Source organism: Cupriavidus sp. C1SS-2L, assembly GCF_057073735.1.
Genome location: NZ_CP172708.1, coordinates 584913 through 611425, shown reverse-complemented (window position 1 = coordinate 611425; position 26513 = coordinate 584913). Strand labels below are relative to the sequence as shown.

The 26513-nt window shown below is 65.6% G+C and carries 26 protein-coding genes; 20 read left to right on the top strand and 6 right to left on the bottom strand.

Annotation, left to right across the window (positions count from 1 at the left end; genetic code table 11):
* The first annotated feature begins 36 nt into the window (after nucleotides 1-36).
* Entirely contained in the window at nucleotides 37-867 is an 831-nt protein-coding gene (locus ACIGJG_RS02855; RefSeq protein WP_483672729.1) for an AzlC family ABC transporter permease, read from the top strand.
* Nucleotides 864-1187, top strand: a complete 324-nt coding sequence (locus ACIGJG_RS02850) for an AzlD domain-containing protein (protein WP_011296751.1) — start codon at nucleotides 864-866, stop codon at nucleotides 1185-1187. The genes ACIGJG_RS02855 and ACIGJG_RS02850 overlap by 4 nt, the downstream gene beginning before the upstream one ends.
* Here ACIGJG_RS02850 and ACIGJG_RS02845 read toward each other — a convergent pair.
* Nucleotides 1170-2333 carry a helix-turn-helix transcriptional regulator gene (locus ACIGJG_RS02845; RefSeq protein WP_483672728.1) on the bottom strand — a complete coding sequence of 388 codons (1164 nt, stop codon included), beginning with the start codon at nucleotides 2331-2333 and terminating at the stop codon, nucleotides 1170-1172. The genes ACIGJG_RS02850 and ACIGJG_RS02845 overlap by 18 nt on opposite strands.
* Before the next feature lie 40 nt (nucleotides 2334-2373).
* Nucleotides 2374-3483 carry a helix-turn-helix transcriptional regulator gene (locus ACIGJG_RS02840; protein WP_483672727.1) on the bottom strand — a complete coding sequence of 370 codons (1110 nt, stop codon included), beginning with the start codon at nucleotides 3481-3483 and terminating at the stop codon, nucleotides 2374-2376.
* Between the two features lie 342 nt (nucleotides 3484-3825).
* Between ACIGJG_RS02840 and ACIGJG_RS02835 the strand changes: the two genes are divergently transcribed.
* From ACIGJG_RS02835 to ACIGJG_RS02785, 11 genes are all read left to right on the top strand, one after another.
* On the top strand, nucleotides 3826-5022 hold the full coding sequence (locus tag ACIGJG_RS02835) for a phosphoglycerate kinase (RefSeq protein ID WP_011296748.1): 1197 nt from the start codon (nucleotides 3826-3828) through the stop codon (nucleotides 5020-5022).
* Nucleotides 5023-5060: 38 nt separating this feature from the next.
* Nucleotides 5061-6497 (top strand): pyruvate kinase, encoded by a 1437-nt coding sequence (pyk, locus tag ACIGJG_RS02830; RefSeq protein ID WP_011296747.1) that lies wholly within the window; start codon nucleotides 5061-5063, stop codon nucleotides 6495-6497.
* Nucleotides 6498-6623: 126 nt separating this feature from the next.
* Nucleotides 6624-7688 carry a class II fructose-bisphosphate aldolase gene (gene fba / locus ACIGJG_RS02825; protein WP_011296746.1) on the top strand — a complete coding sequence of 355 codons (1065 nt, stop codon included), beginning with the start codon at nucleotides 6624-6626 and terminating at the stop codon, nucleotides 7686-7688.
* Nucleotides 7689-7790: 102 nt separating this feature from the next.
* Nucleotides 7791-8699 (top strand): phosphoribosylaminoimidazolesuccinocarboxamide synthase, encoded by a 909-nt coding sequence (locus tag ACIGJG_RS02820; protein ID WP_011296745.1) that lies wholly within the window; start codon nucleotides 7791-7793, stop codon nucleotides 8697-8699.
* Nucleotides 8700-8715: 16 nt separating this feature from the next.
* The gene (gene purE / locus ACIGJG_RS02815; protein WP_011296744.1) at nucleotides 8716-9213 is read left to right on the top strand and encodes a 5-(carboxyamino)imidazole ribonucleotide mutase; all 498 of its coding nucleotides are present in this window, start codon (nucleotides 8716-8718) and stop codon (nucleotides 9211-9213) included.
* Nucleotides 9214-9253: 40 nt separating this feature from the next.
* Nucleotides 9254-10498, top strand: coding sequence for a 5-(carboxyamino)imidazole ribonucleotide synthase (locus ACIGJG_RS02810; RefSeq protein ID WP_011296743.1), 1245 nt, complete (start codon nucleotides 9254-9256; stop codon nucleotides 10496-10498).
* Between the two features lie 42 nt (nucleotides 10499-10540).
* Complete coding sequence (locus tag ACIGJG_RS02805; RefSeq protein WP_483672726.1) at nucleotides 10541-11527, top strand: L-threonylcarbamoyladenylate synthase; 987 nt, start codon at nucleotides 10541-10543, stop codon at nucleotides 11525-11527.
* A 213-nt stretch (nucleotides 11528-11740) separates the two neighbouring features.
* Nucleotides 11741-12304, top strand: a complete 564-nt coding sequence (locus tag ACIGJG_RS02800) for a PAAR domain-containing protein (RefSeq protein ID WP_166486979.1) — start codon at nucleotides 11741-11743, stop codon at nucleotides 12302-12304.
* Between the two features lie 2 nt (nucleotides 12305-12306).
* The gene (locus tag ACIGJG_RS02795; protein ID WP_140950772.1) at nucleotides 12307-12942 is read left to right on the top strand and encodes a type VI secretion system amidase effector protein Tae4; all 636 of its coding nucleotides are present in this window, start codon (nucleotides 12307-12309) and stop codon (nucleotides 12940-12942) included.
* A 10-nt stretch (nucleotides 12943-12952) separates the two neighbouring features.
* Entirely contained in the window at nucleotides 12953-13273 is a 321-nt protein-coding gene (locus tag ACIGJG_RS02790; protein WP_011296739.1) for a hypothetical protein, read from the top strand.
* A gap of 96 nt (nucleotides 13274-13369) precedes the next feature.
* Entirely contained in the window at nucleotides 13370-13693 is a 324-nt protein-coding gene (locus ACIGJG_RS02785) for a hypothetical protein (protein ID WP_041679476.1), read from the top strand.
* A 60-nt stretch (nucleotides 13694-13753) separates the two neighbouring features.
* Here ACIGJG_RS02785 and ACIGJG_RS02780 read toward each other — a convergent pair whose 3' ends face one another.
* Together ACIGJG_RS02780 and ACIGJG_RS02775 are read right to left on the bottom strand one after the other, a co-directional pair.
* Nucleotides 13754-14758: a Bug family tripartite tricarboxylate transporter substrate binding protein gene (locus ACIGJG_RS02780; protein ID WP_011296737.1), complete on the bottom strand. Its 1005-nt coding sequence runs from the start codon at nucleotides 14756-14758 to the stop codon at nucleotides 13754-13756.
* A 194-nt stretch (nucleotides 14759-14952) separates the two neighbouring features.
* Nucleotides 14953-17919 (bottom strand): DEAD/DEAH box helicase, encoded by a 2967-nt coding sequence (locus ACIGJG_RS02775; protein ID WP_140950773.1) that lies wholly within the window; start codon nucleotides 17917-17919, stop codon nucleotides 14953-14955.
* A gap of 227 nt (nucleotides 17920-18146) precedes the next feature.
* Here ACIGJG_RS02775 and ACIGJG_RS02770 point away from each other — a divergent pair, with 227 nt between their 5' ends.
* From ACIGJG_RS02770 to ACIGJG_RS02750, 5 genes are all read left to right on the top strand, one after another.
* A complete protein-coding gene (locus tag ACIGJG_RS02770; protein ID WP_140950774.1) occupies nucleotides 18147-18341 on the top strand; it encodes a zinc-finger domain-containing protein in 195 nt (64 codons plus the stop codon).
* Between the two features lie 108 nt (nucleotides 18342-18449).
* Complete coding sequence (gene waaF, locus ACIGJG_RS02765) at nucleotides 18450-19472, top strand: lipopolysaccharide heptosyltransferase II (protein ID WP_011296734.1); 1023 nt, start codon at nucleotides 18450-18452, stop codon at nucleotides 19470-19472.
* A gap of 17 nt (nucleotides 19473-19489) precedes the next feature.
* Complete coding sequence (locus ACIGJG_RS02760) at nucleotides 19490-19930, top strand: YybH family protein (RefSeq protein ID WP_011296733.1); 441 nt, start codon at nucleotides 19490-19492, stop codon at nucleotides 19928-19930.
* A 55-nt stretch (nucleotides 19931-19985) separates the two neighbouring features.
* A complete protein-coding gene (locus ACIGJG_RS02755; protein WP_220631306.1) occupies nucleotides 19986-21053 on the top strand; it encodes a YheT family hydrolase in 1068 nt (355 codons plus the stop codon).
* A gap of 45 nt (nucleotides 21054-21098) precedes the next feature.
* Nucleotides 21099-21674 (top strand): DUF2946 family protein, encoded by a 576-nt coding sequence (locus ACIGJG_RS02750; protein WP_011296731.1) that lies wholly within the window; start codon nucleotides 21099-21101, stop codon nucleotides 21672-21674.
* 9 nt (nucleotides 21675-21683) lie between these two features.
* On the opposite strand, the gene ACIGJG_RS02745 is transcribed toward ACIGJG_RS02750, so the two are convergent.
* On the bottom strand, nucleotides 21684-23468 hold the full coding sequence (locus ACIGJG_RS02745; protein WP_041679475.1) for a beta-barrel assembly-enhancing protease: 1785 nt from the start codon (nucleotides 23466-23468) through the stop codon (nucleotides 21684-21686).
* A 72-nt stretch (nucleotides 23469-23540) separates the two neighbouring features.
* Between ACIGJG_RS02745 and moaC the strand changes: the two genes are divergently transcribed.
* The gene (gene moaC, locus ACIGJG_RS02740; RefSeq protein ID WP_011296729.1) at nucleotides 23541-24026 is read left to right on the top strand and encodes a cyclic pyranopterin monophosphate synthase MoaC; all 486 of its coding nucleotides are present in this window, start codon (nucleotides 23541-23543) and stop codon (nucleotides 24024-24026) included.
* 43 nt (nucleotides 24027-24069) lie between these two features.
* Here the strand turns inward: moaC and ACIGJG_RS02735 are convergent, their stop codons facing one another.
* Nucleotides 24070-25416 (bottom strand): GGDEF domain-containing protein, encoded by a 1347-nt coding sequence (locus ACIGJG_RS02735; protein ID WP_235679814.1) that lies wholly within the window; start codon nucleotides 25414-25416, stop codon nucleotides 24070-24072.
* Here ACIGJG_RS02735 and ACIGJG_RS02730 point away from each other — a divergent pair.
* Nucleotides 25367-26512 carry a restriction endonuclease gene (locus ACIGJG_RS02730; RefSeq protein ID WP_235679815.1) on the top strand — a complete coding sequence of 382 codons (1146 nt, stop codon included), beginning with the start codon at nucleotides 25367-25369 and terminating at the stop codon, nucleotides 26510-26512. The two genes, ACIGJG_RS02735 and ACIGJG_RS02730, sit on opposite strands and share 50 nt — an antisense overlap.
* Nucleotide 26513 lies beyond the last annotated feature (1 nt).

Sequence of the window (26513 nt, the reverse complement as noted above, 5' to 3'; positions counted from 1 at the left end):
GGCCGCGCCTAGTCGTCGCATCCCCCGACATTGCCCATGACTTCCCCACAACCCTCGGCCTGGTTGCGACTCTGGCATCGCTTCGCACCCGCCGAACGGACCGCTTTTATCGAAGGCGTCCGCTTCTTCGCGCCATCCCTGCCCGCCGTATTCTCGTGGGGCCTGGTCACCGGGGTGGCGATGAGCAAATCCGTGATGACGGTGCCCGAGGCCATCGGCATGTCACTGCTGGTCTATGCGGGCTCGGCCCAGCTCGCCGTGCTGCCGCTGTTCGCGGCAGGGCTGCCGTTATGGACGGTGTGGCTGACCGCGGCCATCGTGAATCTGCGCTTCGTGATCTTCAGCGCGGCACTGCAGCCGCACTTCAGCTACATGCCGCTCTGGCGGCGCACGATACTCGGCTCGTTCAACGGCGACCTGCATTTCGTCTATTTCATGCAACGCTACAGCACGCCGGGCTATGAGGCGGGCAAGGAAGGCTATTTCTGGGGCATGGCGCTGTCGAACTTCGCGATGTGGCAGACGTCGTCGATCATCGGCATCGTGCTGGCCAGCCTGTTCCCGGACAGCTGGGGACTGGGACTGGCGGGCACGCTGGCCCTGATCCCGGTAATGATCGCCACGATCAATTCGCGTTCCACGCTGCTGGCGGTGGTGGTGTCGGCGATGCTCGCGCTGCTGTGCTTCGACCTGCCCTACCGGCTGAGCCTGGTGGTGGCCGTGATCGGCGCCATCGCGGCGGGCATGGCCAGCGACGAACTGGCCGCGCGCGCCACGCTGCGGCGCATCCACAGCCGCAAGGCGGCAGGCAAGGCCGCCACTCAGGCCGTGCCTGCCTCGCAGGCAGGACAGGGAGACCAGGCATGAGTCACACCGATATCTGGATTGCGCTCGCCGGCATGGCCGTGGTCACCATCGTCACACGCGCGCTGTTCCTGATGGCGGGCGAACACGTGACGGTGCCGGACCGGCTCCAGCGCGCGCTGCGCTATGCGCCGGCCGCGGCGCTGGCGGCCATCATCCTGCCGGATCTGATGACCTGGCACGGGCATTTCACGCTGTCGCCGTCCAACTACAAGCTCGTGGCGGGCGCCGCCGCGGCGCTGTTCTATCTGTTCACGCGCCGCATGGTGGGCATGATCGCCGTCGGCATGGCGGTCTACACCGCGCTACGGCTGCTCGCCTGACTCCGCATTCCCTGCCCCCAGCACCACGCCGAGGCGCGTGAGCAGGTGCGCAAGCTGTGCCTGCGTGCCGGTGCCGGTCTTGGTGAAAATCGATTTGAGCTGGGTGCGACTGGTCTCGCGCCGGATGCCGAGCTGCTCGCAGGCCTCGGGCAGGCCGATGCCGGTGGTCAGCAGCATGGCCAACCGGATCTCGGCGGGCGTGAGGCCATACAGTTCCCGCAGCACGCCGCCAATCCCCATGGCCGGGGCCCCGGCCTCGTGCACGGCAACCAGCACGGCCGGATGCTGCCAGTCGACCGCGAGATGGTGCGCCGCCGGCAGCGGCAGCACCACGACCTGGGCCTCCCGTCCGCCGGGGCCGGTGGCGCGCAGTGCCTGTGCCGGCTGGGCAACGGCCGGGTCGTTGGCGGCCCGCAGCACGTCCGGAAACGCCCGCGACAGGCGCCATTCGTCAGCCTTGGGATTGCCGGCCGCCCCGACGGCGCCGACCGCCGCCACGGGAAGCAGCGTGCGGGCCCACGCCTCGCCGGCACGATTTGCAATCAACACCTTGCCGTCCTCGGCAAAGACGATCACCGCGAATGGCAACCGTTCCAGCAGTTCGGCCGAGACATGCGCAAGCGTCGATACCTGGCGCGTGCGGTCGCGCAGCGCAATGGCGTGGCGCACATGCGGAATGGCCCAGTCGAGCGCGCGTGCGTCCTCCTGCGAATAGTGCGCGCGACCTTGCGGCCGCTGCAGCGACAGGAAGACTTCGTAGTGCGGCTGGCGCTCGATCAGGCAGGCCATCAGCGACGACATGCCGAACTGACGGAAGAACTCGCCATAGATCGGCAGGCTGCGCATAGCCTGCTCGCCAAGCTCGCGCGAGTCGATGTACCAGTTGCCCACGGCCAGCTGCGATACGAATGGGATCGCCGGGTCCACGGCCTCGTAGTAATCGCGGTAGGCCGCCACTTCTTCGGGCACCGGGTTGACCACCTGGTTGACCAGCACGCGGTCGCGCACCGTATCGCGCACCACCAGCGCGGCATGCATGCTGCCGCTGGACTGGCATAGCGCGGCGAGACTGCGCTGCCAGGCATCGGCATCGAAGATGCCCTGGTAGAGCGCCCGAATCGTCTCGTGCATCTCGTCTTCGTTCATTGCCTTCCCTTCTTTTTCTTTTTTCAGGGCAATTGCCGGGCTACTCAGTCCCTTCCAGCGCCGCCGCCAGCCGCGACAGCAAATGCGAAAGCTGCGCCTGGCTGCCTGTGCCGGTCTTCTGGAATACGGACTTGAGCTGGGTACGGGCGGTTTCGTGTCGGATGCGCAACTGCTCGCTGGCCTCGGGCAGGCCCTGGCCGCCGGCAAGCGCGGTAGCCACGCGGGTCTCCGCCGGCGTCAGGCCGTACAACTCGCGCAGGACCGTGCCCAGCATCGGCGGAGGCGTGCCGTCTTCATGGACGACGACGAGCGCAGCAGGCTCCTGCCATTCGGTGGCGAACGCATGCGCGGGCGGCAACGGCAGCACGATTACCTGCGCGCAGTTGCCTTGGCTATCGGCGGCGCGTGCGGCCTGCGCCGCGGCGGCACGCTGCGGATCGCACGCAGCCTGCAGCATGTCGCCGAACGAGCGCGACAGCGTCCATTCGGCCACCTTGCCGGCCGGGTCCAGGCGCCGCGCCCATTGCTCGCCGGCGCGGTTGCTCATCAGCACCTGGCGCCGCGGCGACATGACCAGCAACGCGAAGCTCAGGCGCTCCACGACCTGCGACGACAGGCTGGCCAGCGCCGACAGGCTCTGCGTGCGGTCGCGCAGGGCCATGGCGCCGCGCATGTGCGGGATCACCCAGGACAGGCCACGTACATCGTCGGTGGAGAACACCGGTTGCGACATGGCGCGCTGCATCGAGAAATAGACTTCGTAGTGCGGCTGGCGCGCGACCAGGCAGGCCACGTAGGAACGCAGGTCGAACCGGTTAAAGAAGTCGCGGTAGAACGGATGGCGCGACATAGCGCCTTCGCCGAGGTCGCGCGCGTCGATATACCACTCGCCCGGCTTCATGCGCGGCGCGAACTGCTTGGCCGGATCGATCGACTGGAAATCGGATTCGTACTCGCTGAAAAGCTCCACCACCGGGTTGACGATCTCGTTGACGGTGACCTGGTCGCGCACTGTGTCCCACACCATCATCGAGGCGTGGGCGGTACCGGCCATCTGCGTCAGGGTGTGCAGGCTCTTCTGCCACGCCCCAGGGTCAAGAATGCCCTCGTACAAGCCACGGATCGCTCCGTGCATGTCCGCTTCGTTCATCTGCAATCCCCTGCATTCACGACGAATTGTCCGCCCCGGCATGCTTGTGGCTCGCCCGGGCAGGCTTATTGTTATGGCCGCTTCACACCGGCTCTGTCAGTCTGCGTGTCTGCCATTGCAGACTTTACATACATTAACCCACTCGGGCCGCAAGCACGACATACCCCTCACCCCGCTTTCGTGGGGATCGGCGCGGGCCGCAACACATTACGGCTCGCCATTGTGCCGAGTCAGGCACAGCCGTCGTTGCGCCCGGTCCCAAACCGGCTAAGCAATGACTGCGATCAGGTAAAATGATTGTTTCCCCGAAATTTCAGCGAAATCTCGCGCCATCACACCGTCATGACCTCCGTCCTGCGTCTATCCGACCTCATCTCCCAAGGCAAAATCTCCGGCAAGCGTGTTTTTATCCGCGCCGACATGAATGTGCCGCAGGATGACGCCGGCAATATCACCGAGGACACCCGCATCCGCGCTTCGGTGCCGGCCATCGAGGCCTGCCTGGCTGCTGGCGCCGCCGTGATGGTCACGTCGCACCTGGGCCGCCCGACCGAAGGCGAGTTCAAGCCGGCCGATTCGCTGGCGCCGATTGCCACGCGCCTGTCCGAACTGCTGGGCAAGCCGGTGAAGCTGGTGCAGAACTGGGTCGATGGCGTGGAGGTCGCTCCGGGTCAGGTGGTGCTGCTGGAAAACTGCCGCGTGAACAAGGGCGAAAAGAAGAACAGCGACGAACTGGCGCAGAAGATGGCCAAGCTGTGTGATGTGTACGTCAATGACGCGTTCGGCACCGCCCACCGCGCGGAAGCGACCACGCACGGCATCGCCAAGTACGCGCCGATCGCCTGCGCCGGCCCGCTGCTGGCCGCCGAGATCGACGCGCTGGGCAAGGCGCTGGGCCAGCCGGCGCGTCCGCTGGTCGCCATCGTGGCCGGCTCGAAGGTCTCGACCAAGCTGACCATCCTGAAGTCGCTGGCCGACAAGGTGGACAACCTGATCGTCGGCGGCGGCATCGCCAACACCTTCATGCTGGCCGCCGGCCTGAAGATCGGCAAGTCGCTGGCCGAAGCCGACCTGGTGGCCGATGCCAAGACCATCATCGACATCATGGCCAAGCGCGGTGCCTCGGTACCCATTCCGGTCGACGTCGTGTGCGCCAAGGCGTTCAGCGCCACCGCCGCCGCCACCGTCAAGGACGTCAAGGACGTGGCCGACGACGACATGATCCTCGACATCGGGCCGAAGACCGCCGCGCAATTGGCCGACCAGCTCAAGGCTGCCGGTACCATCGTGTGGAACGGCCCGGTGGGCGTGTTCGAGTTCGACCAGTTCGGCAACGGCACCAAGGTGCTGGCCGAAGCCATCGCCGATTCCAAGGCATTCTCGATCGCCGGCGGCGGCGACACGCTGGCCGCCATCGCCAAGTACGGCATTGCCGACCGCGTGGGCTATATCTCGACCGGCGGCGGCGCGTTCCTGGAGTTCCTGGAAGGCAAGAAGCTGCCCGCATTCGAAGTGCTGGAGCAACGCGCAGCAGGCTGAGGCCGCGCTGGCCCGCGTCCGGACAAGGATCCCCCGCCATGACCCGCTCCACCAAGATCGTCGCCACCATCGGCCCCGCTTCCAGCTCGCTGGAAGTGCTGACGCGCATGATTGCCGCGGGGGTCGACGTGGTGCGGCTGAATTTCTCGCACGGCACCGCGCAGGACCATATCGACCGCGCCACGCTGGTGCGCGAAGCCGCGCAGGCCTGCGGGCGCGAAGTGGCCATCATGGCCGACCTGCAGGGCCCGAAGATCCGCGTGGGCAAGTTCGAGAGCGGCAAGGTCACGCTCAAGCCGGGCGACCCGTTCGTGCTCGACTCGTCGTGCCAGCTCGGCAACCAGGAACGCGTCGGCCTGGACTACCAGGACCTGCCGCGCGACGTGGGCCCAGGCGACCTGCTGCTGCTCAACGACGGCCTGATCGTGCTGGTCGTGGACCGTGTGCTCGGCACGGAGATCTTCACCACCGTGCGCATCGGCGGCGACCTGTCGAACAACAAGGGTATCAACCGCCAGGGCGGCGGGCTGTCGGCGCCGGCGCTGACGGCCAAGGACATGGACGACATCAAGACCGCCATGGCCCTGGGCGCGGACTATGTCGCGGTGAGCTTCCCGAAGAACGCCACCGATATGGAAATGGCGCGCCAGCTCGCAGCGGTCGCAGGCCAGCCGTATGGCCGCAAGGCGCGCATGATCGCCAAGATCGAGCGCGCCGAAGCGATCAACCCGGGCGTGCTTGAAGAAATCCTGCAGGCGTCTGACGGCATCATGGTCGCGCGCGGCGACCTGGCCGTGGAAGTCGGCAATGCCGCGGTGCCGGCACTGCAGAAGCGCATGATCAAGCTCGCGCGCGAGGCCAACAAGCTGACCATCACCGCCACGCAGATGATGGAAAGCATGATCGTGAACCCGGTGCCGACGCGCGCCGAGGTGTCCGACGTGGCCAACGCCGTGCTCGACGGCACCGACGCCGTCATGCTGTCGGCCGAGACCGCCGCCGGGCGCTATCCGGTCGAGACGGTCGAGGCCATGGCCGCAGTCTGCATCGAAGCCGAGAAGTCCGAAGTCGTGCAGCTTGACACGGACTTCCTCAATCAGACCTTTTCGCGCATCGACCAGTCAGTGGCAATGGGTGCGCTGTTCACCGCCTATCATTTGCAGGTGAAGGCGATTGCCGCACTGACCGATTCGGGCGCGACTGCGCTGTGGATGAGCCGTCACCGCATCCACGTGCCGATCTACGCGATGACGCCCAACGTGGCGTCGCAGCGCAAGATGCAGCTGTACCGCAACGTCGTGCCGCTGCCGCTTGACGCCAGCACCGACCGCGACACCGCGCTGGAGCAGGCCGAAGAGCTGCTGCTCGCGCAGGGCGTGGTGCAGCGCGGCGATTTCATCGTGCTGACCATCGGCGAGCCCATGGGCCAGCCCGGCGGCACCAACACCCTCAAGATCGTCAGGGTGGGAAGTTGAAGCCATTTGTGCGGCGGCGGGCAGAAGCACTACGGCAAGCGGTGCAAAAGGCGCTGCGCCGCAGGCTTGGCCCGCGCCAGCAGAACAAGATTCAGAGACACACCATTTACCTTCAGGAGTTTTGACATGCCACTCGTATCGATGCGCCAGCTGCTCGACCACGCTGCCGAAAACGGCTATGGTCTGCCGGCATTCAACGTGAACAACCTCGAGCAGGTCCAGGCCATCATGCAGGCGGCCGACGAGGTCAACGCCCCGGTGATCATGCAGGCCTCCGCAGGTGCCCGCAAATACGCCGGCGAACACTTCCTGCGCCACCTGATCGAAGCCGCGGTCGAAGCCTACCCGCACATCCCGGTGGTGATGCACCAGGATCACGGCCAGTCGCCGGCGATCTGCCAGGCCGCGATCGACCTGGGCTTCTCGTCGGTGATGATGGACGGCTCGCTGCGCGAAGACGGCAAGACTCCGGCCGACTACGAGTACAACGTCGACGTGACCCGCAAGGTCGTGCAACTGTCGCACGCGATCGGCGTGACCGTCGAAGGCGAACTGGGCTGCCTGGGCTCGCTCGAAACCGGTGAAGCCGGCGAAGAAGACGGCATCGGCGCCGAAGGCAAGCTGGACCACTCCATGCTGCTGACCGACCCCGAGCAGGCCGCCGACTTCGTCAAGGCCACGCAACTCGACGCGCTCGCCATCGCCATCGGCACCTCGCACGGCGCGTACAAGTTCACGCGCAAGCCCACGGGCGACATCCTGGCGATCAACCGCATCAAGGAAATCCACGCGCGCATCCCGAACACCCACCTGGTGATGCACGGCTCGTCGTCGGTCCCGCAGGAACTGCTGGAAGAAATCCGCAAGTTCGGCGGCGACATGAAGGAAACCTACGGTGTGCCGGTCGAGGAAATCCAGGAAGCCATCAAGTACGGCGTGCGCAAGATCAACATCGACACCGATATCCGCCTGGCCATGACCGGCGCGATCCGCCGCTTCTTCGTCGAGAACCCGAGCAAGTTCGACCCGCGCGAATACCTGAAGCCGGCCCGCGAAGCCGCCAAGCAGGTTTGCAAGGCCCGCTACATCGCCTTCGGCTGCGAAGGCCAGGCCGGCAAGATCAAGCCGGTGTCGCTGACCGATATCGCCAGCCAGTACAAGTCGGGCAAGCTTGCCCAGGTTGTGCAGTAATGTCCCCTGACCGCCATCCGCGCAAGCGGAAGGCGGTTTGACGTTCCGGCCGCCGCGGCAGCATTCAGTGCCCGGCGGCTTCGCCGTTTTATCGGAACCACCATGTCCAACGCTCTCTACCAGTCCTCCATCTCTTCCCTGCCGCTGCTTGGCCACGGCAAGGTGCGCGACAACTACGCCGTCGGCGAAGACAAGCTGCTCATCGTCACCACGGACCGCCTGTCGGCCTTCGACGTCATCATGGGCGAGCCGATTCCCGACAAGGGCCGCGTGCTGAACCAGATGGCGAATTTCTGGTTCCGCAAGCTCGCGCATATCGTGCCGAACCACGAGACCGGCGTTGCTGCCGAAACCGTCGTCGCGCCCGCAGAAGTGGAACAGGTCAAGGGCCGCGCCGTGGTGGTCAAGCGCCTGAAGCCGATCCTGGTCGAAGCCGTGGTGCGCGGCTACCTGGCTGGCAGCGGCTGGAAGGACTACCAGGCGACGGGCAAGGTCTGCGGCATCGAACTGCCGGCCGGCCTGCAGAACGCGCAGAAGCTGCCCGAACCGATCTTCACGCCGGCCGCCAAGGCCGAGATGGGCGAGCACGACGAGAACATCTCGTTCGGCGAAGTGGAAGAGCGCATCGGCATCGCGCTGGCCCGCCAGATGCGCGACATCTCGATCCGGCTGTACAAGGAAGCGGCCGAATTCGCCGCCACGCGCGGCATCATCATCGCCGACACCAAGTTCGAGTTCGGCCTGGATGAAAACGGCACGCTCACGCTGATGGACGAAGTGCTGACCGCCGATTCGTCGCGCTTCTGGCCGGCCGATTCGTACCAGGTCGGCACCAACCCGCCGTCGTTCGACAAGCAGTTCGTGCGCGACTGGCTTGAAGCCGTGCGCATCGACGGCAAGCCGTGGCCGAAGACCGCGCCGGCGCCAAAGCTCCCGGATGACGTGATCGAAAAGACCGCCGCCAAGTACCGTGAAGCGCTGACCCGCTTGACGGGTGAAGAACTCCAGTAAGCCCGGAGAACAAGACGTGAGCAAGCAAGAAAAGCCGGTCGTCGGCGTCGTAATGGGCAGCAGTTCCGACTGGGACGTGATGCAGCACGCCGTGGCCATGCTGAAGGATTTCGGCGTGCCGTTCGAGGCACAGGTCGTTTCGGCGCACCGCATGGCCGACGACATGTTCCGCTATGCGGAGACCGCGCGCAGCCGTGGCATCCGCGCGATCATCGCCGGTGCCGGCGGTGCCGCGCATCTGCCGGGCATGATCGCCGCCAAGACCATCGTGCCGGTGTTCGGCGTGCCGGTGCCGTCCAAGTACCTGCGCGGCGAGGACTCGCTGCTGTCGATCGTGCAGATGCCCAAGGGCGTGCCCGTCGCGACGTTCGCGATCGGCGAAGCCGGCGCGGCCAATGCGGCGCTGCATGCGATCGCCACGCTGGCCACCACCGACGACGCGCTGGCCAGCGCGCTGGAAGCATTCCGCGCCAGGCAGACCGAAGCCGCGCGCGCGATGACGCTGCCGCTGTAATCCATCGCGCAGTAACCCCCGGAAACCACGGAACCGAGCAATGCCGACCGATATCCATCCCTACCTCTCCGAAGCCCACACGCCGGAGTCGCGCGCCGAATTTGGCGTCGACAACCCCAGCGCGCCCATCCTGCCCGGCGCCTGGCTCGGCATGCTCGGCGGCGGTCAGCTTGGCCGCATGTTCACGCATGCGGCGCAGAGCATGGGCTATCGCGTCTGCGTGCTCGACCCGGACCAGGACAGCCCTGCCGGCTCCGTGGCCGACAAGCATATCTGCGCACCCTACACCGATGAGGCCGCGCTCGCCGAGATGGCAAAGCTGTGCCAGGCCGTCAGCACGGAATTCGAAAACGTGCCATCGCTATCGCTGGACCGGCTCGAACAGCTAGGCGCCTTTGTCGCGCCGCGCGGCTATTGCGTGTCGATTGCGCAGAACCGCATCGGCGAGAAGAAGTTCTTTGCCTCGTGCGCCGAGCGTACCGGCGTGCCAACCGCACCGCACTGGGTGATCCAGCACGATGCGGATGTCGACCAGTTGCCCGACACGGTGCTGCCCGGCATCCTCAAGACCGCGCGGATGGGCTACGACGGCAAGGGCCAGGCCCGCGTGAAGACGCGCGAAGACGTGCGCGCGGCATGGAAGGCCATGCAGCACGTGCCATGCGTGCTCGAGCAGATGCTGCCGCTGGCCTACGAGGTCTCGGTGCTGGCCGCACGCGCCGCCGATGGCAGCACCGCCACCTGGCCGCTGGCCGAGAACGTGCATCGCGACGGCATCCTGTTCTCGACGGAGATGCCGTCGGCCAGCGTGTCGGCCGACATCGCCGACCGCGCCCGTGCCGCCGCCGCGACCATCGCCACGGAAATGGGCTATGTGGGCGTGCTGTGCATCGAATTCTTCGTGCTCACCGACGGCTCGCTGATCGCCAATGAAATGGCGCCGCGTCCGCACAACTCCGGCCACATCACCATGGACGCGTGCGAGACCAGCCAGTTCGAGCAACAGGTGCGTGCCATGGCCCGCCTGCCGCTGGGCAGCACGCGCCAGCATTCGGCCGGCAAGATGCTGAACCTGCTTGGCGATGTATGGTTCGAGTTCGGTTTGGAGCGCACGCCGGCATGGGATGAAGTGCTGGCCCAGCCCGGCGCCAAGCTGCACCTGTACGGCAAGAGCGACGCGCGCCCGTCGCGCAAGATGGGCCATGTGAACTGCATTGGCGAGCATGCCGAGGCCGCCGCGCAAGCGTTCGATGTCGCTGCGAAGGCGCTGCACATCCCGCTCTGATCCAATCTGACCCTATCCGTCTCGCCCGCTTCAAGGAACACGATGTCGCGCATGCCCACGGCCGCCGAACTGGACGAAGCCGTCCGCCTGCTGGAGGCCGGCCAGCTGGTCGCCTTTCCCACTGAAACCGTCTACGGGCTCGGCGCCGACGCCGAAAGTCCGGAAGCGGTCGCGCGCATCTTCGCGCTCAAGGGCCGGCCGTCGAACCATCCGGTCATCGTGCATGTGGTTGACGGCGCCGACATCGGCTACTGGGTCGACGAGGTGCCCGAAGCCGCGACAAAGCTGATCGAAGCGTTCTGGCCGGGCCCGCTCACGCTGATCCTCAAGCGCGCCTCGCACATCCACGCGGCAGTGGCCGGCGGCCAGGACAGCATCGGACTACGCTGCCCGTCGCACCCCGTCGCGCAGGCACTGCTGTCGCGCTTCAAGCGCGGCCGCGGCGGCATTGCCGCGCCTTCTGCCAACAAGTTTGGCCAGGTCAGCCCGACCACTGCGCAACACGTGCGCGACGAATTCGGCGATGCGGTCTATGTGCTGGAAGGCGATGGCGTGGAAGTCGGCATCGAATCGACGATCGTCGATCTTTCAAGGCTCGACCAGGGCATCGGCCCGGTCCTGCTGCGACCGGGTGCGATCACGCCAGCGATGATGGCGAAGGTGCTCGGCGAAGCGCCGCTGCCGCCTGATGCCGCGGCCCCCCGTGCGTCGGGCACGCTGAAGGCTCACTACGCTCCGCATACCCCGCTGGTGCTGGCTGACGCGGCCGAGCTCGCGGCACAACTGGCCTCGCTTGCTGCCGATGCCCGCGTGGCGTGGGTAGGACGTGCCCCGATCGAAGATCCGCGCTGCACGTGGGTGCAGGCGCCTGCGGATGCCACCGCCTATGCGCGGGAACTCTACCGACTGCTGCGCAAGCTGGACAAGCAGGGCTTCACGCAGCTGGTGTTTGAGCCGCTGCCAGAGGGGCATGAGTGGGCTGGGGTCAGGGATCGGCTGCAGAGGGCCGCAGCCGCGTTCGGGGGATAGGCCTTCCTGGCTCTTCGCCTGAGCAGTACCGACTGCTATGCGGCAGTCCAGAAAGCCCTCCAGCCGTTCGCCAGAAGCGCCATATACACGCGACACCTCCACTGAAATTCAGCCTTTTCCTCAGCGACTTTAGGAATTTGTCGATTCCAAACGCGCCTTATCGGCGCTATACGCATGGATGCGCCCCCTTCTCAGGCAATGAAGGAGCATCCCATGCATCGACACATCCGGTACAACCTCGTACAAGGCGACAAGACCACCGCTAATGGCATAGTGGTTGGCGCCAATGATGCCCGAATGACCCAGATGGGCGTACCCCTAGCCCTGGAGGGCGACGCCGTCTGGTGTCCCGCCTGCAAGACCACGGGACATATCCTCTGCATCGGTCCACGGCACAGTAATTCATTCCATGGCAGAAAGGACGCACTCGAAGGCGATCTCTGTGTCTGCCGGTGCGATCCCTCGCCGCGGCTGATTCACTCCATGACGGGCATGTCCCACGTCCTGACGCACGACGAGCTTGTTGCGCAAGGGTTCGCCAAACATCCAGTACAAAGCGATTTCCCGGGAGAGTCCGGGCACTACGACGAGGCGGTCCATCTGTCCGCCGGCGCTGAACCGGCCTGCCTTGCCGGGCTGCCGTTCTTCATTGAAACCGCTGATGGCCGCCGATTTAGTGGGAAACTCGACGCGACCGGGCAGATGCCCCGCATCGCCACGGAAAGCCTCGGCGCTTACGAGATTTTTTGGGGCGATGATGCCCTGGCGCGAGGCTGACCATGCCGACGCAATCCTTACCTGCCGCCGGCGCCCGTACGATCCGGACAAACCCCGTTGCTGGCTCGACCATCAGTCTGAAAATTCAGCCAGTTACCTTCCGACAACTGTGGGACAACTACGTCACAGGCAAGCCCTATAGCGATCCGGAGAGGACTCGCACCAATCAGTGCGCCATCCGGCTCAGCGCGACCCTGCATCGCATCGGCATCGACATGAAGTCCTTTTCCCAGAAGAACGTCAGGCCGGGCCGGGGGAAATCAACGCTCGGGCGCATCCTTCTGGATGGAAAACCGACCGCTACGCGTGCGGACGAAATGGCTCAGTGGTTGTGTCTGAAGCCGTTTGCGGGATTACCGGAAAGGCCCGATGTGGTGACTGGGCCGGACTGGCACGACAAGGTGAGGGGCCGGACCGGGATTATCTTCTTTGGTGAATACTGGCAGCGCCATGATGAATCGGCCGATGCGGCAACAGGGGGGCATATCGACCTGTGGAATGGCGCCACGCTCACGGCAAATGGCCTCATCGGCGCCTTTCACAACTTTCTGAGATTCCGTGTAGGCATCCGTAGCATTCGTCGTACGTACGCCGATCTGGGCAAGGCAAGAGTGATTTGGTTCTTCGAAATCAGCTAGCCCGATAGCCATGAAAGCAATTCTTGCAAGGACTTTCCTGCTCTTGATTGGCTTTTTCCTCGGCTGCCTGTTTGATCTTGTACCAACCTATGTGGAGGAAACGCTGAATATCTCATCATGCTCGGAGGGATGCCCTTCGTGGATTCAGGCAAGCGCCATCTTCCTATACCTGCTGACGCCATTTGCTCTTTCCTTCGCTCTGGCCTGGATGCGCACAGTTAGGCAATGGGCGGTCATCTTGCTCTTGCTGGCACTCGCGCATTGCTCATTAGCGTGGCTCAGCCATGCGTATCAGATCGGACTGCTGCGGCGGATCCTCTCCCACTTCTAATCGAGTCGCACACAAAGTCTCTTCGGTCATGGAAAGCACAGGGAATCCTTGCAACTACCTGACCAATGCCCGAGGAATTCCGCTGATCAGCCAATCATGAAGACATTCTTTGCGAAAACCATACTCTTCATCATCGGCTTTGGCCTGGGTTGCCTGATTGACCTCGGGCCGACGTATGTCGCAGGAGTATTGAAGCTCCACTCCTGTGCCGAAGACTGTCCGACGTGGGTCCGGGTCTACGCCATCGTGGCTTACCTGATTCCCCCCTTCGCTGCAGGCGCGGTGATGGCGTTGGGTCGGTCCGTGGGACAGCGGGCACTCTGGCTCCTGTGCATTGCGCTTCTTCCGCTCTCCTTGCTTCCCCTCGACTCTTTACGCCACAGCAAGCTGTGGAAGCAGATCTACCTCTTTTTGTCTTAGCCGCGCACCCAGCGCCCGACGCGCCCGCACCTTCGCGGGCGCGTCTCCTTCAAACCCCGATCAATCGATCGACGCCCCAACCGTCTTCACCACACCCGCCCACTTCTGGCGGTCCGCCTTCACCGTAGCCTTGAACTGATCGACGGTCTCCACGCGCGGCGTGTTGCCCGCATCGATCAGCTTCTGGCGAATCGCCGGGTTTTCCAGCGCAACCTTCACCGCGTCATTGATCTTGCGTGCGATCTTCGGGTCCAGGCCCTTGGGCCCGAAGAAGCCGAACCAGATCGTGCTGTTGAAGCCGGGCAGGCCGCTTTCGGAAATGGCCGGCACTTCAGGAATGACCGGCACGCGCTTGTTCGTGCTCACGCCAAGCAAGCGCACCTTGCCCGCTCGATATTGCGGCAGCACGCTCTGGACCTGGTTAAAGATGCAGCAGACCTCGCCCTTGAGCACGGCCTGCAACGCGTCGGGACCGCCCTTGTACGGCACGTGGACCATGTCGAGACCCGCGCGCGCATTGAACTCGGCGAACGCCAGGTGCGTGCCCGTGCCGTTGCCCGTGGACGCGTAGTTGTATTTGCCCGGATTGGCCTTGATCTTCTCGATGAACTCTTTGACCGACTTCACATCGATCACGGCCGGGTTGATGGTCAGCACGTTCGAGACTTCGACCAGCGGCGCGATCGGCGTGAAATCGGCGTCGGCATCGAACGGCAGGGTCTTGTACAGCGCCGGGTTGATGCCGTGCGTGGCGGCCGTGCCGAGCAGCAGTGTGTAGCCGTCCGGCTTGGCGTGGGCCACGACTTCCGAGGCCACGTTGCCGCCCGCGCCCGGACGGTAGTCGTAGATGATGGTCGTCTTGAGCGACTTCTGCAGCGATTCCTGAAGCGTGCGGCCCACCATGTCCACACCGGAGCCCGCGGTGAAACCCATCAGGATGGTCACTGGCTGCGTCGGCCATTCGCCTTGTGCAAGCGCGGGCGCGGCAATGGCGCAGGCCGCGGCGAGGCCAGCGGTCAGTTTGAGTGCGGAGCGGAAGGACAAACGCAGGGGCAGGCGGGACATAGGGGCACCGTCGTGGAAAGTGAAGGACAACGGCGCCATTACCATTGCGGGGACGACGCCATCACGGGCCAGGGTCTTGGCGCCCTGGGCCAAGACCACACGATAGCAATGTTCGCGGCAAAACCAAACGACCGAGTTCACTTGAAGGTATGCCGCGCCGGCATATGGTGTGATCAGTCGTATCGCGGCAACGCTCAGCGCCGCAGCAGCCCGACCAGTTCATCCACGTCGGGCAGCGGTGCGCCGATGCCCGACGCGGCTTCGTCATCGGCATCGAGCAAGCCGTCGGCCAGCGCGCGCTTGTCCTTGTGCAGTTCGACGATACGCTCCTCGATGGTCCCCGCGGTGATGAGCCGGTACACGGTAACGGGACGCTGCTGGCCGATACGATGGGCGCGGCCCATGGCCTGGTCTTCCGCGGCCGGATTCCACCACGGATCGGCGATGATCACGTAGTCGGCCGCCGTCAGGTTCAGGCCGAAACCACCGGCCTTCAGGCTGATCAGGAAGACATCGCCCTCGCCCGCCTGGAACGCGGCCACGCGCCGTGTGCGTTCGGCAGCTGGCGTGGCGCCGTCCAGGTACTGCAGCGCGAGTCCCGCTTGTTCGATGCCCTGCCTGAGCAATTGCAGGAAATCCACGAACTGGCTGAACACCAGCACCTTGTGGCCATTGGCCGCGAGTTCGCCGGCAAGGTCGACAAAGGTCCGCACCTTGGCGCCTGCCTGACCCACCTCCGGCGTCACGAGCCGCGCATCGCAGGCCGCGCGACGCAGCCGCATCAGTTGCGCGAGCACGTGGATGCGGGCCTCCGCCTGAAACTGGGCCTGTGCCACTGCCCTCGCGCGCGCGCCCTCGGGAGCGCCGCGCGTAGCCTTGCGCGCAGCTTCGACGCGTGCGAGCGCAGCTTCGGCCTGGGACTGCGCCTGCCGTCGCAATGCCTCGTAGTGCGCGGCCTCGACCGGTGCCGGCTCGACGCGGATGACAAGTTCGGTGCGCGGCGGCAGTTCGTCGAGCACCTGCGCCTTGGTCCGGCGCAGCACGAAGGGCGCGATCATGCGCCCCAGCCGCTGACGGACTTCTCGTGCGCCACTGCGCTCGATGGGGTTCGCGAAATGCTCGTTGAAGCGGGCCAGCGAGCCGAGCAAGCCCGGGTTGCAGAAACGCATGACCGACCAGAGTTCGGCCAGCCGGTTTTCGATGGGCGTGCCCGAAAGCACCATGCGGAATCCCGATGGCAGATCGAACAATGCCTGCGCACGGCGCGATGCGGCGTTCTTGATCGCCTGCGCTTCGTCGGCCACTACCGTGTGCCACTCGCGCGCGCAGAATGCCTGGCGCGCCTGCTGCAGCAGCGTGTACGAGACGATGACGAGATCGCCTGCGCCCGCCTGGGCCAGCAGGGCTTCGCGCTCGCCTTCGGCATAGACGTGCACATTGAGCGTCGGCGCGAAGCGTCGCGCTTCAGCGGCCCAGTTGCCGCAGACCGAAGTCGGCGCGATCACCAGGCCCGCGCCGCCGCCCGCGCGCGCCAGCAGCACCGCCAGTGCCTGCAGCGTCTTGCCGAGGCCCATGTCGTCGGCAAGACAAGCGCCGAGGCCTGCGGAGGCCAGCGTCATCGCCCAGCGGTAGCCGTCGTACTGGTAGGGTCGCAGCTCGGCGGCCAGATTCGGCGGGAGCGTGATATCGGTCTCTCGCGCGGTCCGCAATCGTGCCAGCCGCTGGCGGAAATGCGCATCAGGATCGACCCCCGCGCCGGCCAGCACATCGTCGAGCCATGGCGTAGCCATCAACGGGACGCGGATACCATCGGGGACCTGGTCGGCAACACTGGCCAGATCGCGTAGGCGGCCCCGCAGCGTGCGCGTGAGCGCAATGTACACGCCCTGCCCCATCGGCACGAAACGGCCCGCGTGGCTGCTGGTCCAGTCGATCAGCTTGCCAAGTTCCAGCACGAGCCCTTCGGCCACACGCAGCTCGCCAACCAGCCGGTACCACGTGTTGCGCGTTTCGACCGTCACGCTGAGTTGCGGCAGGTCGGCGGCGACCACGCGCATCTCCTTGCCGCGCGGCCACTCGAGCGCCTGCACGCCGGCCAGGCGCGGCAGCGCTTCGACCACGGCCAATGCGTCCTCGGGATCGTCAAGCACCCAGCTATGCTCGCCATCGGGCGGAGCCAGCGGGACGAGAAACGGCAGTTCGGCAAATACCTCGGCCACGTTCGCCAGTTCGGCATCGAGATCGCGCTGCGTCGCGAGCGTTTCGCCGCGCACGGTGGCCATCAGCCGCTCGCGGCCCGCGCCGGGCGCCAGACGTGGACCGAGCGGTCCGAGTGGCGTGACCACGAGCCGCAGCGCGATGCCGCGTCCATGCGGCGCCACCTCGGCGCGCAGCCGCGCTTCGGGCTCCAGTTCGCGCACGGCGCCGGTCGGGTCGGCCTCGACCTGGAAGTGCCCCGCCAGCGCGCGCAGCGTGCGGTCAAGTTGCGCGCGGCCGGCTTCGGGAATCGAAAGGCCATCGGCAACGAGCTGCGCGGCGCCTAGTTGCGCCGGCGTAAAGCGGATGACGCGCAACCGCTGCGGGCCATCACGCAGCACCGTGATATGGCGCAGCGCCTCGGCATCCTGGCGTGCCGCCGCCGGCAGGTAGGCTTCCATCGCGGGCGCTTCGCGCAGCGGCGGGTAGATCCGCAGCAGGTAACGGCCGTCGGTATGCACGGCTTCGAGCGCTGGCGTGCCTTCGGTCACTTCCAGCACCTGTTCCGGCGAACGGGCCAGCACGACCGCGGGGTGGCCCACCAGCGCCGCGATGGCGGCTGCGCGATCGAGCACATAGCGCCGGTTGTGCGACTGGTCGCGCCGGATGGCATGCGCCACGCGTGTATCCCATGCTGGCAGTTGCCCGTCCTCCGCCACGCGCGCCAAGGGCACCGGGCGCGGCTTGCCCCAACCGCGCGCGCCGCGGACCTGCTCCAGCGGCTCGATGGCGCCGACGGCACCGTCGGCGTCCAGGGTCAGTGCCCACAGCAGGCGGCGATCCGTTGCAATGCCCACGCCCTCAGCGCCCGCCGCCAGCCCTTGCAGGGCTTCCAGTGCCTGTTGCCAGGCGGGAAGGCTGCTGCCGGGGGCAGCATCGGAGCCGGGAAGGGTGGCGGATTGCACAGAAACAGGTCCGGAATCAGGAAATTGGGGAAGAACGACGCGAAAGCGGGCATTTTAGACCGCCTTTCGCGAGTTGCCGCGTTGGCACCCATGCCCCCGCAGCTTACAATGTATGCTTTTGCCGCACCCCGGATATCCGGCGGAACCGGCAAGCCAGACAAGAAGCGGCTGACGCCCGGCAAGGCGGCAGCACGACCGAATCCCGAAGCACGACACCCCGCAACACCATGACGCAAACCGCCACCATCGTCGAAATCGGCGCCGAAGACATTCCCCTGCACTGCCCCACGGCCAACACGCCGGCGTGGAACTACCATCCGCGCGTGTTCCTGGACGTGGTCGACACCGGCGAAGCCAAGTGCCCGTACTGCGGCACCGTGTACAAGCTCAAGCCGGGCACCGTGCTGAAGGGCCACCACTGAGCGGCCCACACGCTCCTGCAGCACTCCGACGCTCCGGGCCGCCTGGCGGCGCCCCGGGGCGTTGGCATTTCCGCCCGCCACTGACGGCGGGCAAGCTTCGCCCCACTCATGAAAAAAGCCCTCGTCATCGCCCCTGACCGGATCAGCGACGCCCTGATGGCCCAGCCGCTGCTCGGGCTGCTCAAGGCGCGCCATCCGCGGCTGGTCATCGACGCCCTTGCACCCAAATGGGTCGGCCCGGTGCTGGCGCGCATGCCGGAGATGGGCAGGGTCTTCCCGAGCGACCTGACGCACGGGAAGCTGCAGCTTTCGGCACGGTTCATGTTCGCCCAGCAGCTCAAGAACGAAGGCTACGACATGGCCTACGTGCTGCCGGATTCGCTCAAGTCGGCGCTGATTCCGTGGCTGGCAGGCATTCCGCTGCGCGTCGGCTATCGCGGCGAGTCTCGCTTTGGCATGCTGAACGTGCGCCATGCCAACCCGCCGCGCAACGGCCGCCCGGTCATGGCCGAGCATTACGCGCGCCTGGCGCTGCGGCCCGGCGCAAAGCCGCCGGCGGAATTGCCCGAACCGCGCCTGCGTACCGATGCCGTCCGGATCGCCGCCACGGCCGAGCGCTTCGGCATCCCGCCGCAGACACGCGTGATCGCGTTCTGCCCGGGCGCTGGCTTCGGCCCCGCCCGTCGCTGGCCTGCCGCGCATTTCGCGAAGCTCGCACAGATGCTGAGGCGCTCGTACCCGTATGCCCAGATGATCACGCTGGGCGCGGCCGCCGATGCGGACGCCGCTGCGGAGATCACGAGCGAAGCGCCGTTCGTGCGCAACCTGTGCGGCAAGACTTCGCTCGACGATGCCATCGACCTGCTCGCGCTGTCCGAAGCGGCCGTATGCAACGACACCGGCCTCATGCACATCGCCGCGGCGCTGAACCGCCCGCAAGTTGCGGTGTTCGGCTCGAGCGATCCGCGCCAGACGCCGCCCCTGTCACAGGCAGCGAGTATCATGTGGCTGCAACTCGAATGCAGTCCGTGCCTCAAACACGAGTGTCCCCTGGGACACATGCGCTGCCTGAAGGACATCGAGCCCGAAATGGTGTTCGTTGAACTGCGCAAGCTGCTGCACCGGCCCTGACCCCTGAAATCGCGACCATGCCCCGTTTTGCCCGTCTGTTCGATTCCGCGGAAGACATTGTCCAGGCCTTCCGCGAGGCCATGAAACTGCGCGATGCCGACGGCGCGCTGCGACTGTGGCTCGACGAAGACTCGGTCACCTGCGTGATGCCTGACGGGCAGCGCCTGATCGGCCATGAACACCTGCGCCAGGCGTTCTCGCAATTGCTCGAAGAGCAGCCGGTGCTGATCGATGCGATCGAGACCAGCAGCCATGCGTCGCTGGGCGTATCGATCTTCGACGTGACCGAGGCCCTGCGCTTCGGCACGGACCGCGTCGAGGCCGACCTGTACGTGCACACGACATACGTGCTGATGCAAAACCATGAGGGCTGGCGCCTCGCGCATATCCACTGCAGCCCGGCCAACGCCGTGCAGGTAGCCACCGTGGCCGCTGCCCCGGGGCAGGCCCTGCACTGAACGCAACACAGGCTCCGGGCCGTCGCGCCCGGCCCTTCGCACGACCGATGCCGGCATGACGCAGCTTCCGCACCATCGCCTGCCATCCACCACCCAGGCCGACGCCACGGGCCACGCTTATGGCGACAGCATCGCCATGCCCTGGTGGCTGCGTGGCGGCCACGCCCAGACCATTATTCCCGCGCGCTTTACGCGCCGTCCGCCGCGCGTGCACTTTCGCCGCGAGCGCTGGGACACGCCCGACCAGGACTTCATCGACCTCGACTGGACCACGCACGCGGTCCATGACGGCTCGCCGCTGCTGGTGATGTTCCATGGGCTCGAAGGCGATTCCGGCAGCCACTACGCACAGGCGCTGATGCATGCACTGCGGCCACGCGGCTGGCAGGGCGTGATCCCACACTTCCGTGGCTGCTCGGGCGAGCTCAATCGCGCGCCGCGCTTCTATCATTCCGGCGATTCCGCCGAGATCCGCTGGGTACTCGAACGCCTGCGCCGCGAACACTGCGCGGGTGACCGCAAGATGCTGGTGGTCGGCATATCGCTGGGTGGCAACGCGTTGCTGCGCTACCTTGGCGAACAGGGCAGCACGGCCGACTTCGTGACAGCGGCCGCGTCGATCTCCGCGCCGCTGGACCTGGCCGCCGGCGGCGCTGCGCTGTCAGAAGGCTTCAACATGCTCTACACGCGCATGTTCCTGCAGACGCTCAAGCGCAAGTCGCTGGCCAAGCTCGAACAGTTTCCAGGCCTGTTCGACCGGGACACCATGCTGGCCAGCCGCGACCTGTACGCGTTCGACAACGTCGTCACCGCGCCGCTGCACGGCTTTCGCGATACCAACGACTACTGGAAGCGCGCCGCGAGCAAACCCGTGCTCGGCGAGATTGCCGTGCCGACGCTGGTGCTTAACGCGCGCAACGACCCGTTCCTGCCGGCCCGGCACCTGCCCGGCCCCGCCGACGTCAGTCCGCAGGTCTGGCTGGAGCAGCCCGAACACGGCGGCCACGTCGGCTTCATGACACCACCTGCCGGCCTGCTGGCACAGTTGCCGCTGCTGCCGTTCAGCGGGCATATCGAATGGCTGCCCGCGCGGATTCTGCGCTTCTTCGACAGCATGGCCTGAAGCCGGCACATCGCTGCGCGCCAAGCGCAACAAGGAGACACCACGATGGATGAATCAGTCCGGCAAGCGATGGCGCGCTGGCCCAATGTGCCCAACTGCTACGGCTGGCTTGCGCTTGATCGCCGCGGACAATGGCGCTTGCGCAATGAATTCGCGCAGGAGCACGGCCTGTCGGGCGACCCCATCCGGCATGAAACGCTGATCGCATTCATCGCGCGCAACTACCTGCGCGACGAGCGCGGCGCGTGGTACTTCCAGAACGGACCGCAGCGCGTGTTCGTGTCGCTCGGCTATGCGCCGTGGATCGTGCGGCTGCATGAAGGCAAGCTGAGCACGACCACGCAGCGTGCGTTTGCCGTGCAGTCCTGTTTCGCCGACGAAGACGGCAATGTCGTTCTGGCCGGCCCAATCGACGGGGAAGATGGCCTGCACGCAGCGCTGCTGCATGACCATGACCTCGATCTTTTCAGCGGCGCAAGCGAATGGCATGGCGATGCGTGCGGCGCGGATCTCGGCATCTTCCGTCACGACGGACGCGACATTCCGATCGAACCGATTGCCGCCGCCGAAGTCCCGAAGCGCTTCGGCTTCGTGCGCGATCCGCAGCCGCCGGCCGCCTGACCGCGCCGCTCAGTTCGGCATGCCCTTGTTGTCCTGCTTTTCCTCGCGGTACTGACGCTGGAGCTGGTGCAGGCGCGCATCGACTTCGGACAACGTGTAGAAATCGCCATCGCCGGCCTTGCGCGCGATCTGCAGCTGTTCGATCGCGGCCTGGTAGGCGCCGTCCATCGCATACTTTTCCGCCAGTGCCTGGTGCTGCTGCACCCGCTTGCCCTGTCCGGCATAGGCCCGCGCCAGCATTTCCCACCACTCGCTGCGCGTGGTTTCCTCCCGTGTGCGTTCGCGCAGGAACGTCACCGCCGCGTCGAACTGGCCAGTGCCGAGCAGCGTATCCGCATAGGCCAGCGCCACGGCGTGCGACAGCGGGAACGCCTTCATCGATGCCGTGGCCTGGCTCATCGCTTCGGGCACGCGGCCCTGCTGGCGCGAGAGCTCGATCGCCATCACATCGAGCATGGGGCTACCCGACGTGGCCCCGGGAATGTTGCCGTACAGCCGGCGCGTTTCGGCCAGTTCCTGCTCGGCCGCCGGATAGCGGCCGAGGCGCTGCTCGACGAAGGCCAGGCCATAGTGCAGCGCCGGCGCGCGCAGCGCCGAGGCATTTGCCAGTTGCGAACGTATCGCCGCGCGCAGGTTCTGCAGTTCGCTGGGCGAGGTTTCCTGGATCACGCGTGCCCGCACGCGCGCGAACTCGTATTCGGGCGTATTGGGCACCTTGCGCGCCGACACGTGGCTGACGCGATCCTGCATGTCCGCAATCCGCTCGGAGGTGAGCGGGTGGGTCCGCACGTAGGACGGCACCGAATTCTCCGCCGTGCCCGACGCCCGCTGGAGCCGCTGGAAGAAATCCGGCATGCCCTGCGGATCGAAACCAGCCGCGGTCATGATCTGGAAGCCGACCCGGTCGGCCTCGCGCTCAGCCCCGCGCGAGAATGAAAGCTGGTTGGCGATGGCCGCGCCCTGCCCGCCCATCGCCAGCGCGGCCGCCGCATCGGGACTGCGCGTGGCCGCCAGGCCCGCCAGCACCATCGAGGCCAGCGCGATCCACATCGACTGGTCCTGCTGCGTGATGCCGCGTGCGATATGGCGCTGCATCACGTGGCCGATTTCGTGGCCGAGCACCGACGCGAGTTCGGATTCGGTCTCCGACTGCACCAGCAGGCCCGTATGCACGCCGATATAGCCACCCGGCAACGCGAACGCGTTGATGCTACGGTCACGCACGGCAAAGAGGTCGAAACCCGTGGCGAAAGTCCCCGCACCGGTCGATCCGGAGATGTTCTGCCGCCGTGCGGCCTGCACCAGCCGGTAGCCCAACGCATTCAGATAGTCGGACAGCAGCGGATCGGGCACATACTGCGGATCGCGCCGGATGTCACGGATGATGCGGTCGCCGAGGCGCTTTTCCATGTCGGGCGACAGCGCCGCGGTGGACGGATCGCCCATATCGGGCAATTGCACGCCGCCGGCATCGACAACGGCATTGTTGGTGCGCAGCCCGAACTCCGATTTCTGCCCTGCCCGCACGCTGCGGCTCAGGTTGTCGTAGACCTGATCGCTAGTTTCCACCGGCACGGTGGCCGCCTTGGCCGTGGTGCCGGATGGCGCAGCGGGCGCTGTTCCCTGCGGCCACGCCGGCGTCACCATGGTCAGCGCGATCACGGCAACCAGCGAACGGCGCCATGGCCCCGCATTCCGCGCGGGGCCAAGTGATGCCGGGCCGGCAGGCATGGCGCCTTGCGGTCCGGAAAGGCCGGCGGCGCCTGGCCTGCGAAGCAATGGGGTCTTGGGCATGTTGCTATGATAGCGGCCTCCGCAACCCGTTCCCATCGGCGGTTGCACGCCCTTGCCGTACAGGATCCAGCCATGACGCAGCTCACCCATTTCGATACCGCCGGACAGGCCCATATGGTCGACGTCGGCGACAAGGCCAGCACGCACCGCGTGGCCGTGGCAACCGGCACCATCACGATGCTGCCCGACACGTTTGCGCTGGTGCGCGACGGCAACGCAAAGAAAGGCGACGTGCTGGGCATCGCGCGGGTCGCGGCGATCATGGCAACCAAGCGCACCGCCGACCTGATCCCGCTATGCCACCCGATCGGGCTGACCAAGGTCGCGGTGGACTTCGCGCTGGACGAGGCTGGCTCCAGCATTACCTGCACCGTCCGCACCGAAACGCGGGGTCAGACCGGCGTGGAGATGGAGGCGCTGACGGGCGTGCAGGTCGCGCTGCTCACCATCTATGACATGTGCAAGGCGGTGGACCGCGGCATGGTGATGGGCAATGTGAAGCTGCTGGAGAAGCACGGCGGGAAGTCGGGGGATTGGGTTTCCACACCGGCCGGCTAATGGTTCCATAAGCCTGTGTCTGCCCGGGCCGGCGGCCACGGCGTCATCCCGGCGCATCAGAGGCAGCCAGCACAAGAACATCGACGTCCTGTTCCCGCGATTTGCCGGGCCATTCCCGGAAGCGGATGCTGTTCCGGCCGGATGCCTTGGCTTCGTAAAGCAACGCATCGGCGGCTGCGATCAACGACGTTTCGGTGACATCACTTCCAACGGACGAGAAATCGACCGCCAGCACTCCAAAGCTGGCCGTCGCTTCGATGCTTCGGCCAGCGCCATCGATCGTCGGACTGCCCGCGATCGAAGTCCTGAGCCGCTCCGCCACATACGAGGCACCGTCCGGGCCCGTTTGCGGCAGGAGCAGCAGGAATTCTTCGCCGCCATAGCGGACCACGCTGTCCACGTGCCTGCGGGTGGTGGCCCGGAGAACGGCCGCGATGTGCTGCAGCACGGCGTCACCGGACTGGTGGCCATGCGTGTCGTTGATCGACTTGAAGTGGTCAATGTCACAGACCACCATGGTCAGCCAGTGCTGATACCGGCGCGCACTCGCGATTTCCGTGGGGAGCAGCGTCTCATGCAGATGGCGTCGGTTGTAGCAATCGGTCAGATGGTCTCTCAGGGACACCTGCTTCAGGTCCATGAGGACGCGATATTCGTCTCGCCACAGGCGATGGTAACGACGCGCTGCTACGAGCCCGAAGCTGTTGGCAAGCAGCAATAGCATCGACATGGTCAGCGTACCGGCGGGCGGGCCGGTTCCGGTTCCTTTCTCCAACGCGACGAGAACGAACGCCGCCGTCGAGGCAATCGCGATGCCCTTCGCGATGATCAGCCGGTTAGGGATGAAGATGTAGACGACGATCAGCATGATGCACAGCGACATCCCATGCCATGGAATTTCACTGGGGCGGTACCAGACGATAAGCATGAAGGTGGCCATGCCCACCACCTCGGCGGCACTGGCAACGAACCACAGGCCCGCAATGGGCTCCTGCTGGTTGCGGATCAGGAACAAGCCCATGGTTGCGGTGATCGCGACCAGCATGCGCGCGGCGAACAGGATCAGCGCCTCGCGTCCATAGCCCAGCACCGCCACATCCGTCATGGCAAAGGCCAGATAGAAGACGGAGCAGAAAATCAGTGTCAGGCGCAGGCTCGCCCGACTGCGATCCAGATGGTGGTGCTGGAACGCCAGTTCCGTTTCCGCGCTTCGGAACTCCAGACGCAGCGGATCGATCGCGAATTCAGGGATGGAATCGAGATTCAAGGTAATGCAGGCAGTTCTGCGGCTGCCTTGCCATGTAAGGCGACTTCGATCAAGGTGTGGACCGCCCTCGAACATGCCGCTGAACTCGACGCTTTCAGCGGCGTGGGATTTTCCGGATGCCATGGAAAGTATCCATCAATCCATGTTTGTATCATTGGACATGCACGACGGGGGAGTAACCACGACGTGGGGTGTTGGGTTGGAGCAACCGGCAAGCCCTGTTACTTCTGCTAGATTTGGCCTCAAACGATTTGAACAAAAACGAGGTAAATCAATGGGTCGGAGGAAAAGACAATCGCCTCTAAGCGAGGCTCTGCTGGATGCGCCATGGTGGGTTTCGGCTGCGTTGGCATTCGCCAGCTACATCGGGTTCCATGCCATTCTGCCCGCCTCGCTCGCCTCAAATCCATTCTTGATCGGCCTTGCCATGGTCAGCCGCTCCCTCGCATGGGTTCCGGCTGCGATATTCGGCTTTCTCGGGCTGCTGGCCTATCTGCGTGCACGAAAACGCCAAACGCAGGCCGGCAGGGTTCCTGGCGGCGCTGAACGCAGGGAGCGCACCTTACGAGCAGTTCCTGATCCCGGCTCCCTCGCCAATAAAACTCCCAAGGCGAAAGATCGGATCGGTGAGACACCCCCGGTTGTGCATCAGATGGCTCCCTCTGCAATACCGGAGGACTGGTCGCTGGATGCGCTCAGGCAACTGGAATGGAAGCGGTTTGAGACGCTTTGCGTGTGGTACTACGAGGCTATGGGGTTCGCTGTCAAAACGGTTCCCCATGGGGCCGACGGGGGTATCGATGCAACCCTGTACAAGGATGGGCTGCCGGCGCCGATCGCCGTCGTCCAATGCAAGGCATGGCGTTCACCAGTCAGGGTCGAACCGGTTCGGGCGCTTGGTGGAGTCATGCACTCGAACAAAGTGAAGAGGGGCGTGTTCTGGTCATTGACCGGGTACATCGGCCAGCCAGTGCAAACCTATGCCGCCGAGGCGGGCATCCAACTACTGGACGGCCCTGCCATCGTCGAGCGAATCCGCGCCCTGGACGCTGACAAGCAGATCAAGCTGCTTGCGCGAGCATTTGAAGGTGACTACCAGACGCCGACCTGTGCAGCCTGTGGCGTGAAGATGGTAGAGCGGCAACGTAGGGACGGTTCGTTCTGGGGTTGCCGTAACTACTCAAAGGGGTGCCGGTTCAAGCTTGCACGCGCGGCGTAAC

What these genes read in the sequence shown, in the direction of transcription:
- ACIGJG_RS02855 (WP_483672729.1), top strand. Translation starts at nt 37, where the DNA reads ATGACTTCCCCACAACCCTCGGCCTGGTTGCGACTCTGGCATCGCTTC.
- ACIGJG_RS02850 (WP_011296751.1), top strand. Translation starts at nt 864, where the DNA reads ATGAGTCACACCGATATCTGGATTGCGCTCGCCGGCATGGCCGTGGTC.
- ACIGJG_RS02845 (WP_483672728.1), bottom strand. Translation starts at nt 2,333, where the DNA reads ATGAACGAAGACGAGATGCACGAGACGATTCGGGCGCTCTACCAGGGC.
- ACIGJG_RS02840 (WP_483672727.1), bottom strand. Translation starts at nt 3,483, where the DNA reads ATGAACGAAGCGGACATGCACGGAGCGATCCGTGGCTTGTACGAGGGC.
- ACIGJG_RS02835 (WP_011296748.1), top strand. Translation starts at nt 3,826, where the DNA reads ATGACCTCCGTCCTGCGTCTATCCGACCTCATCTCCCAAGGCAAAATC.
- pyk (WP_011296747.1), top strand. Translation starts at nt 5,061, where the DNA reads ATGACCCGCTCCACCAAGATCGTCGCCACCATCGGCCCCGCTTCCAGC.
- fba (WP_011296746.1), top strand. Translation starts at nt 6,624, where the DNA reads ATGCCACTCGTATCGATGCGCCAGCTGCTCGACCACGCTGCCGAAAAC.
- ACIGJG_RS02820 (WP_011296745.1), top strand. Translation starts at nt 7,791, where the DNA reads ATGTCCAACGCTCTCTACCAGTCCTCCATCTCTTCCCTGCCGCTGCTT.
- ACIGJG_RS02810 (WP_011296743.1), top strand. Translation starts at nt 9,254, where the DNA reads ATGCCGACCGATATCCATCCCTACCTCTCCGAAGCCCACACGCCGGAG.
- ACIGJG_RS02805 (WP_483672726.1), top strand. Translation starts at nt 10,541, where the DNA reads ATGTCGCGCATGCCCACGGCCGCCGAACTGGACGAAGCCGTCCGCCTG.
- ACIGJG_RS02800 (WP_166486979.1), top strand. Translation starts at nt 11,741, where the DNA reads ATGCATCGACACATCCGGTACAACCTCGTACAAGGCGACAAGACCACC.
- ACIGJG_RS02795 (WP_140950772.1), top strand. Translation starts at nt 12,307, where the DNA reads ATGCCGACGCAATCCTTACCTGCCGCCGGCGCCCGTACGATCCGGACA.
- ACIGJG_RS02790 (WP_011296739.1), top strand. Translation starts at nt 12,953, where the DNA reads ATGAAAGCAATTCTTGCAAGGACTTTCCTGCTCTTGATTGGCTTTTTC.
- ACIGJG_RS02785 (WP_041679476.1), top strand. Translation starts at nt 13,370, where the DNA reads ATGAAGACATTCTTTGCGAAAACCATACTCTTCATCATCGGCTTTGGC.
- ACIGJG_RS02780 (WP_011296737.1), bottom strand. Translation starts at nt 14,758, where the DNA reads ATGTCCCGCCTGCCCCTGCGTTTGTCCTTCCGCTCCGCACTCAAACTG.
- ACIGJG_RS02770 (WP_140950774.1), top strand. Translation starts at nt 18,147, where the DNA reads ATGACGCAAACCGCCACCATCGTCGAAATCGGCGCCGAAGACATTCCC.
- waaF (WP_011296734.1), top strand. Translation starts at nt 18,450, where the DNA reads ATGAAAAAAGCCCTCGTCATCGCCCCTGACCGGATCAGCGACGCCCTG.
- ACIGJG_RS02760 (WP_011296733.1), top strand. Translation starts at nt 19,490, where the DNA reads ATGCCCCGTTTTGCCCGTCTGTTCGATTCCGCGGAAGACATTGTCCAG.
- ACIGJG_RS02755 (WP_220631306.1), top strand. Translation starts at nt 19,986, where the DNA reads ATGACGCAGCTTCCGCACCATCGCCTGCCATCCACCACCCAGGCCGAC.
- ACIGJG_RS02750 (WP_011296731.1), top strand. Translation starts at nt 21,099, where the DNA reads ATGGATGAATCAGTCCGGCAAGCGATGGCGCGCTGGCCCAATGTGCCC.
- ACIGJG_RS02745 (WP_041679475.1), bottom strand. Translation starts at nt 23,468, where the DNA reads ATGCCCAAGACCCCATTGCTTCGCAGGCCAGGCGCCGCCGGCCTTTCC.
- moaC (WP_011296729.1), top strand. Translation starts at nt 23,541, where the DNA reads ATGACGCAGCTCACCCATTTCGATACCGCCGGACAGGCCCATATGGTC.
- ACIGJG_RS02730 (WP_235679815.1), top strand. Translation starts at nt 25,367, where the DNA reads ATGCCGCTGAACTCGACGCTTTCAGCGGCGTGGGATTTTCCGGATGCC.
- ACIGJG_RS02735 (WP_235679814.1), bottom strand. Translation starts at nt 25,416, where the DNA reads ATGGCATCCGGAAAATCCCACGCCGCTGAAAGCGTCGAGTTCAGCGGC.